Annotated in this window: 8 protein-coding genes; 5 read left to right on the top strand and 3 right to left on the bottom strand. The window is 67.5% G+C overall.

Annotation, left to right across the window (positions count from 1 at the left end):
- Window positions 1–369: 369 nt before the first annotated feature.
- The gene (locus HZA32_02615; GenBank protein MBI5422951.1) at window positions 370–1,731 is read right to left on the bottom strand and encodes a sigma factor, ECF subfamily protein; all 1,362 of its coding nucleotides are present in this window, start codon (window positions 1,729–1,731) and stop codon (window positions 370–372) included.
- An 8-nt stretch (window positions 1,732–1,739) separates the two neighbouring features.
- Complete coding sequence (locus HZA32_02610) at window positions 1,740–2,153, bottom strand: hypothetical protein (GenBank protein MBI5422950.1); 414 nt, start codon at window positions 2,151–2,153, stop codon at window positions 1,740–1,742.
- A 230-nt stretch (window positions 2,154–2,383) separates the two neighbouring features.
- Between HZA32_02610 and HZA32_02605 the strand changes: the two genes are divergently transcribed.
- Genes HZA32_02605 through HZA32_02590 form a run of 4 tightly spaced genes read left to right on the top strand, consistent with a single transcriptional unit; the run spans window position 2,384 to window position 4,232 of the window.
- Window positions 2,384–2,857, top strand: a complete 474-nt coding sequence (locus HZA32_02605; GenBank protein MBI5422949.1) for an SRPBCC domain-containing protein — start codon at window positions 2,384–2,386, stop codon at window positions 2,855–2,857.
- 7 nt (window positions 2,858–2,864) lie between these two features.
- Entirely contained in the window at window positions 2,865–3,284 is a 420-nt protein-coding gene (locus HZA32_02600) for a DoxX family protein (protein MBI5422948.1), read from the top strand.
- A 24-nt stretch (window positions 3,285–3,308) separates the two neighbouring features.
- On the top strand, window positions 3,309–3,839 hold the full coding sequence (locus HZA32_02595) for an SRPBCC family protein (GenBank protein MBI5422947.1): 531 nt from the start codon (window positions 3,309–3,311) through the stop codon (window positions 3,837–3,839).
- Window positions 3,840–3,869: 30 nt separating this feature from the next.
- A complete protein-coding gene (locus tag HZA32_02590; protein MBI5422946.1) occupies window positions 3,870–4,232 on the top strand; it encodes a DUF1428 domain-containing protein in 363 nt (120 codons plus the stop codon).
- 240 nt (window positions 4,233–4,472) lie between these two features.
- On the opposite strand, the gene HZA32_02585 is transcribed toward HZA32_02590, so the two are convergent.
- Complete coding sequence (locus HZA32_02585; protein ID MBI5422945.1) at window positions 4,473–5,855, bottom strand: nucleoside recognition protein; 1,383 nt, start codon at window positions 5,853–5,855, stop codon at window positions 4,473–4,475.
- 131 nt (window positions 5,856–5,986) lie between these two features.
- On the opposite strand from HZA32_02585, the gene HZA32_02580 reads away from it, so the two are divergent.
- The gene (locus HZA32_02580; GenBank protein ID MBI5422944.1) at window positions 5,987–6,643 is read left to right on the top strand and encodes a hypothetical protein; all 657 of its coding nucleotides are present in this window, start codon (window positions 5,987–5,989) and stop codon (window positions 6,641–6,643) included.
- Window positions 6,644–6,778: the final 135 nt, after the last annotated feature.

Here is a 6,778-nt window from a genome sequence, read left to right as displayed (position 1 = left end):
GGTGAGCCTTCGTGGTGGTCGCCCCCGTCCCGGCGGCGACAAGGAGGTCGGCATGTGCATCGCTGATCCGAGGCGCCGCTGGGGACAGCGGCGCCCACCTCGTGCGGCGCAAGGTAGCGGGAGCTTCCAGCTCCCGGCGAGCGATGCGGGGCCAAGATGCTCCCCCCGCTTTGGAGCGCCGCGCGCGGCAGCCGTAGGAGCCTGCTGGCAGGCGATCAAGGATCAGCGCGCCCGCTTGCGGCTCGCGAACGTCATTGGTCGCCTGCAAGCAGGCTCCTACAAGGTGGTCGCCGCCGTCCCGGCGGCGATGGCCGCTGGTGCGGGGGAGCGCGGCGCCGTCGCGACGCGAGCGCCCACGCCACTCGTCGCTCAGTTCACGCCCGGCGACTCGCTGGCGCGCTCGAGCATGCGGGCGAGGTATTGCTGCTCGGGGCCGACGTGCGCGAGTTGCAGCGCGCGACGGAAGCTCGCGGCGGCGGCGCGGTGGTCCTTCAAGCGCCAGTGCAGTTCGCCCATGACCGCGTGGAGCAGGTAGAGGTTCTCGAGTCGGTCGCGCTGGGCGATCTCGGCGATCGCCTCGAGCCCGGCACGCGGGCCGTTGAGGTGCGCGACGGCCACGGCGCGGTTGAGCGCGACGATCGGGGACGGTTTCATCCGCAACAGCTCGTCGTAGTGACTCAGGATGCGCTTCCAGTCGGTCGACGCGTAGTCGGGCGCCGTGCAATGGATGGCGGCGATGCCGGCTTGCAGGTGGTATTCGCTGATCTCGGTGCCTTGGGCGGCGGCGACGAGTTCGAAGAGGCCGCGACCGATGAGATCCTGGTTCCATTTCGAGCGATCCTGGTCGTCGAGGCGCAGCAGGTCGCCGTGTTCGTCGAGGCGGGAAGGGAAGCGCGCCGCGGTCAGCAGCATGAGCGCCAGCAGGGCGTGGCTCCGCGGCGTGTTGCCGGAAGGGTGCGCCACGAGCAGCGTCATGAGGCGAATCGCTTCGTGGCAGAGATCCTCGCGCAGGAGACGGTCACCGGTGCTGGCTTTGTAGCCTTCGTTGAACAGAAGATAGACCGTCGCGAGCACGCCGTCGAGGCGCGCGGCCAGTTCGGCGCCGGCGGGAATGTCGAAGCCGATGCCGGCGTCCGCGATCCGTTGCTTGGTGCGCGTGAGCTGTTTCTCGATCGCGGCGTCGCTGCTGAGGAAGGCCCGCGCGATCTCGCCGGTGCTGAAGCCGCAGAGCACTTTCAGCGCGAGCACGACCTGCGCGTCGGCAGCGATCGACGGATGGCAGCAGACGAAGAGCAACCGCAGCGCGTCGTCGCGGATTTCCGGCGCTTCGCTCGCGAGGTCGGTGTCGGTCGAGGCGGAGCGCGTCTGATCGAGGAAGGTGACGATCGCGTCGGTTTTCGCCCCGGACATGCGGCGGTGGCGCAACGCGTCTTTCGCGAGGTTCATCGCCACGCGTGTGATCCAGGCCGACGGGTTGGCGGGCACGCCGCCCATCGACCACGTGTGGAGCGCCTTCATCAGGGCTTCCTGCGCGATGTCCTCGGCGAGGGACATGTGGTTCACGCCGAGCAACCGGATGAGCGTGCCGTGGAGGCGGCCGGTTTCGTGTCGGAAGAAATGCTCGACGAGCTGCGCCGGCTTCGCGCCGGCCGGCGCTGGCGGGACTTCGCCGGCGGCGCCGGAGCGCGGCAGCGGCAGGGCGATCGCGGGAATGTCCTTCGGCGCGGGCATGCGCGGCGTCAGGCCTTGGCGACTGCGGGGGCGGCGTTCGTGTTGACGCCGAGGTGGCAGTGCGGCGTGAGTTCGCGCACCTCGATCTTCATGCCGTGTTCGAGTCCGGGATGGCGTTGCGCGATCGCGGTCGCTTCGTCGAGCGAGCCGACGTGAAGTTTGACGTAGCCCGCGACGGCTTCCTTCGATTCGGCATAAGGGCCGTCGACGACGCGCGAGCCCGCGGCGCCCGATACGACGCGGATGTGCGTCTCGAGCGGCTGGCCTTCGCTGGCTTTGCCGGCGGCGACGAGCCCCTCGAACCACTCGTTCCAGCAAGTGATCAGCTGTTGGCGTTGCTCGGGCGAGAGGTGCGCGAAGACTTCCGGGCCGGTGTTGCGGAACAGAAGCATGTAGGTCGGAGGGAGGGCAGGGGTGCTCATGCGGGGGGGAGTTTCTTATCGTTACGACGAACGGGAAGGGCGCGAAAGGACAGAGTGCGCCTCGATTCCACTTCGGGGAAATCTCCCGAGGCGAATTTTTGCCGTGCGAACGGGAGGGCGGGTCGTCAGCCTGCCGCCCGTTTCCGCTTTCCACGTTACCCTGTCCGGAACGCCGCCGCCCGTTCGTTGAGAGGATGAACGCGCCGCCGTGGCGCCCTCCATTCCCCGTCATGTCCTCCACGCCTGCTCCTCTTCCGGCCGATCCGGCCAGCGAACTCTTCACCAGCCGCACGCTGCCGTTCCCGCGCGATGAGGTTTTTCGCGCGTGGACCGATGCCCGGCTCCTTTGCCAATGGTGGGGACCGACCGGCTTCACTTGCACGTTCCACGAGTTCGAGCCGCGCGCCGGCGGCCACTGGCGCCATGTGATGCACGGCCCCGACGGCCGGAACTACGACAACGCGTCCGTGTTTCGCACGGTGTCGCCCGAGCGCATCGAGATGGCGCACGTGAGCGAGCCGCGCTTCGACCTGATCGCGACCTTCGAGGCGCGCGAAGACGGCACCTTCGTCACGTTTCTTCAGCGCTTCGTCGCACCGGCCGTGCGCGACGCGGTGGCGCCGATTTGCATCCCCGCCAACGAGCAGAATCTCGACCGCCTCACGCGCGTGTTGCGCGGCGAGCCGGCGGATGCGCGCCTGTGATTTTCCCATGACCACGACTCCCGCTCCCTCCCGCTTTGCCCGCATCGCCGGGCATGTTGCCCGCATCCTGCTCGGCCTCGTCTTCTTCGTATTCGGTCTCGGCGCGCTTTTGAACTGGTTCCCGGCGCCGCCGCCGGAATCGCTGCCGCCCAAGCTCGTCGCCTTCGATGCCGGCATGCGTGGCAGCTACTTGTTCGCGCTGGTGAAAGGCACCGAGGCCGCCGTCGGTGCGCTGCTGCTCCTCAATCGCTTCGTGCCGCTCGCGCTGGTGATTCTGGCGCCCATCCTCGTCAACATCGCCCTCGTCAACGCGACGATGATGCCGACCGGCCTCCCCATGGCGCTCGTCCTCATCGCGCTCGAACTCTACCTCGCGTGGGTTCATCGCCGGGCGTTCGCGCCGCTGCTCGCGGCCCGATACAGCTGATTTCCCCACAATGCTTCCCGTCCCATGATCCTCAAAATCATCCTCATCCTCGTGGCCCTCGTCGGCCTCGTTTGCCTCGTCGCGGCGTTCCAGCCGTCCAATTTTCGCATCGAACGTTCGGCCACCGTCGCCGCGACGCCCGCGGCGCTGTTCCCGCGGTTGAACGATCTCCATCAAGCCCACGAGTGGGCGCCGTGGAAGGAGAAGGATCCGAAATGCTCTTACGAATTCACCGGCCCGGCGGCCGGCGTGGGCGCCGCGCAATCGTGGTCGGGCAACAGCGACGTCGGGGCCGGCAAGCAGACGATCGTCGAGAGCCGCCCCAACGAGCTCGTGCGCATGAAACTCGAGTTTCTGAAGCCGTTCGAGGCCGTGTGCGAAGCGACCTATTCGCTCAAGCCGGCCGGCAACCAAACCGTCGTCACGTGGACGATGACCGGCGAAAACAATTTCGTCGGGAAGGTTTTCTGCCTCTTCATGAACCAGGACAAGATGGTCGGCGGCGAATTCGAGAAGGGCCTCGCCCAGCTCAAGCGCCTCGCCGAGTCGAAATAGCCCACGCAACTCTCCCAACTCCATCACTCCATGCCCACCTACGTCGACGGATACCTGCTCCCGATCCCCAAGAAGAATGTCGCGGCTTACCGCAAGATGGCCGCTCACGCCGCGAAAGTCTGGAAGCGCCACGGCGCGCTCAGCTACTGCGAGGCGGTGCTGGACGATCCGGGCGGCCAGTTCTGCGCGCCGTTCACGAAAATCGTGAAGCTGAAACCCGGCGAGACGATCGTCCTCGCGCACGTGACCTACAAGTCCCGCGCGCACCGCGACCGCGTGAACAAGGCCGTCATGGCCGATCCCGAACTGATGGCCGCCTGCGATCCGAACAAGATGCCGTTCGATGTGAAGCGGATGGCCTTCAGCGGCTTCTCCGCGATCGTCGAGGCGTAGCGCGCACTGCTGCGAAAGGCAGGGTGGCGGCTCCTCGCCACGCCGCTCTGCTCATGGTTCCGCCTTCGTCACCTCCTCGGGTCGTTCTCAATGAAAGAATGCTGGAGCCGCTGTAGGAGCCTGCTTGCAGGCGATTGATTGCCCGCCCGCACAGGATGTCCTCGGTCGCCTGCAAGCAGGCTCCTACAGGTTTGGGCGCCGCTTTTCCAGAAATGCAGGTGGGAAGCCGTTTCGCGCCGCTCACCCGAACATCACCCGGCAGATCGTCACCGAGGCGACGATGCCGATGAAGTCGGCGAACAAGCCCGCCGCGACCGCGTGCCGCGTGCGCCGGATGCCCACCGAACCGAAGTAGACGGCGATGACGTAGAACGTCGTCTCCGTGCTGCCGTAGATCGTGCCGGCCATGCGCGTGACCAGCGCGTCGGGTCCGAGGCGTTGCACGAGTTCCGTGAAGAGCCCGGTGGTCGCGCTGCCGCTCAACGGGCGCACGAGCGCGATGGGCAGCAGGTCCGGCGGGAAACCGAGCGGCCCGAGGATCGGCGCGAGCACGCTCTTCATCGCCTCGATGCCGCCGGCGCCGCGGAACATGCCGATGGCAACCAGGATCGCCACGAGGAACGGGATGACGCGTAGCGAGACGTTGAAGCCCTCCTTCGCGCCCTCGACGAACTCTTCGTAAACCTTCACGCCGCGCAGGAACGCGTAGAGCGGGAAGCACACGAGGAGGAACGGCACCGCGAGCAGCGAGAGCGTCGCCACCGCGCGCAACGGCAGCGATTGCGCGGACGAGCCGACGGCGGCCGGCGCGTTCACCTGCGGCGGGAAAATGGCGTGGTGCAGCGAAGTCGTCGCCGCGTGGTAACTCTCCGGCGCGAACGCGATCCAGGCGAACAAACCGAGAAACACGGCGATCAACGCGCCGAAGGCGAACCGGCCGCGGCCGCTCATTGGTGCGGGTTCGACGGCGAGCACGGGCTCGGCTGCGGCGGCCGGCTTGGCTTCGTCCGCCTTGGCGTCGGGCGTCGCGGCTTCGATGCGGAACATGCGCCACGTCTGCAGCCAGCGCACGGCGAGGAGCGCCGATGTCGTCGCGCAGAAACTCGCGATGAGCGCCGTGCCGACGATCGCGGTGGGATTCTGCGCGTGTTGCGTGGCGAGGATGGCGATGGCGGTCGTGGGGATGAGCTGGATGCTCGCGGTGTTGATCGCGAGGAAGGTGCACATCGCGTTCGTGGCGGTGCCGGGAGTCTTGTTCAGCGTCTCGAGATCGCGCATGGCGCGCAGGCCGAGTGGCGTGGCGGCATTGGCGAGGCCGAGCATGTTGGCCGCCATGTTCATGAGCATGGAGCCTTGCGCCGGATGGTCGGCCGGCACGTCGGGAAACAGCCAGCGCATGAGCGGGCGGAGGCCGCGCGCGAGTTGTTGGACGAGCCCGCTTTTCTCGGCGAGCCGCATGAGGCCGAGCCACAGCGCCATGATGCCGGCGAGCGGCAGGGCGATTTTCATCACCGCAGTCTCCGCCGCTTGGAACGCGGCGCTCGTGACTTCGGGGAGGTGGCCGGTGGCGCCGCCGATGAGCACAGCCAACGCGACCAGAGCGAGCCAGAGGTAGTTCAGCATCGGGCGCGCAGTGTTGGCGCGGCATATTTCGTCGGCGAGCGAAAACACAGGGCGGCACAGTGGGCCATCGCCCAAGGCAGACGCTGGCTTCGCGCTTTCCTTGCAAGGCGCGGTCGCTACAAAGCCCCGCGATGAAGAATGTCGTCGAACTCCACCGCCTCGCCTCTCCGTTCCCGAAGCCTCAGGCGCTTTGCGTCGATGGCGGCACGCTCTGGATGAGCTCGCGCCTGACGCGCAAGGTCTACGCGGTCGACCGCGCGACGTTGCGGGTGACGTGGGAGTGCGTCGTGCCGGGCAACGACACCGTGTGGGGTCTGACGAAGCACGGCGATGCGCTGTTCGCCGTGTGCGGCGTGGATGCGGTGGACGTCGATGAGCGTCGCATCCGGCGCATCGTGCCGGGGCAGGGTTTCGATCCGGCGTTCAGCGTCGCGTGTCCGGATGGCATGGGCTCCCACCTCTCGCACGACGGCGCGACGCTCGTGCTCAGTCAGTGGTATCCGCAAAAACTGATTTCGATCGGCGCCGACGGAAAAGCCGGCCGCGTGCTGCGCGCGCCGCATCAAGTGGTCGGTCACTGTTTCGCGCAGGGAGCTTTCTACCTCGCGACGACGACCGACGAGGAGAGCAACGAGTATTTCGTCGAGCGGCTCGATCCGGCGACCGGCGAGGCGAAGACGGTGGGGCGGCTCGGCTTCTCGGCGCGCGCGCTGGCGTTCGATGGGACGAATTTCTGGACGAACCACCGCGACGCGGACCAGATCGTGTGCTTCGCGTTGCCGGGTTGAGTTGGCGGAGAGGCGAAGGGTGCGGCTGCTGCCGCGGCGTAGACGTTGATGCCTTCGACGCGTGGGGTAGGGCGGGACCGCCGGGCCCGCCGCGTTGGCCGATGTCACGTTCCCGGCGGGCCCAGCGGTCCCGCC

This window comes from Opitutia bacterium (assembly GCA_016217545.1).
Lineage (GTDB): Bacteria > Verrucomicrobiota > Verrucomicrobiia > Opitutales > Opitutaceae > Didemnitutus.
The sequence above is the reverse complement of the archived record's forward strand: the minus strand, read 5'-3'. Positions and strand labels throughout refer to the sequence as shown.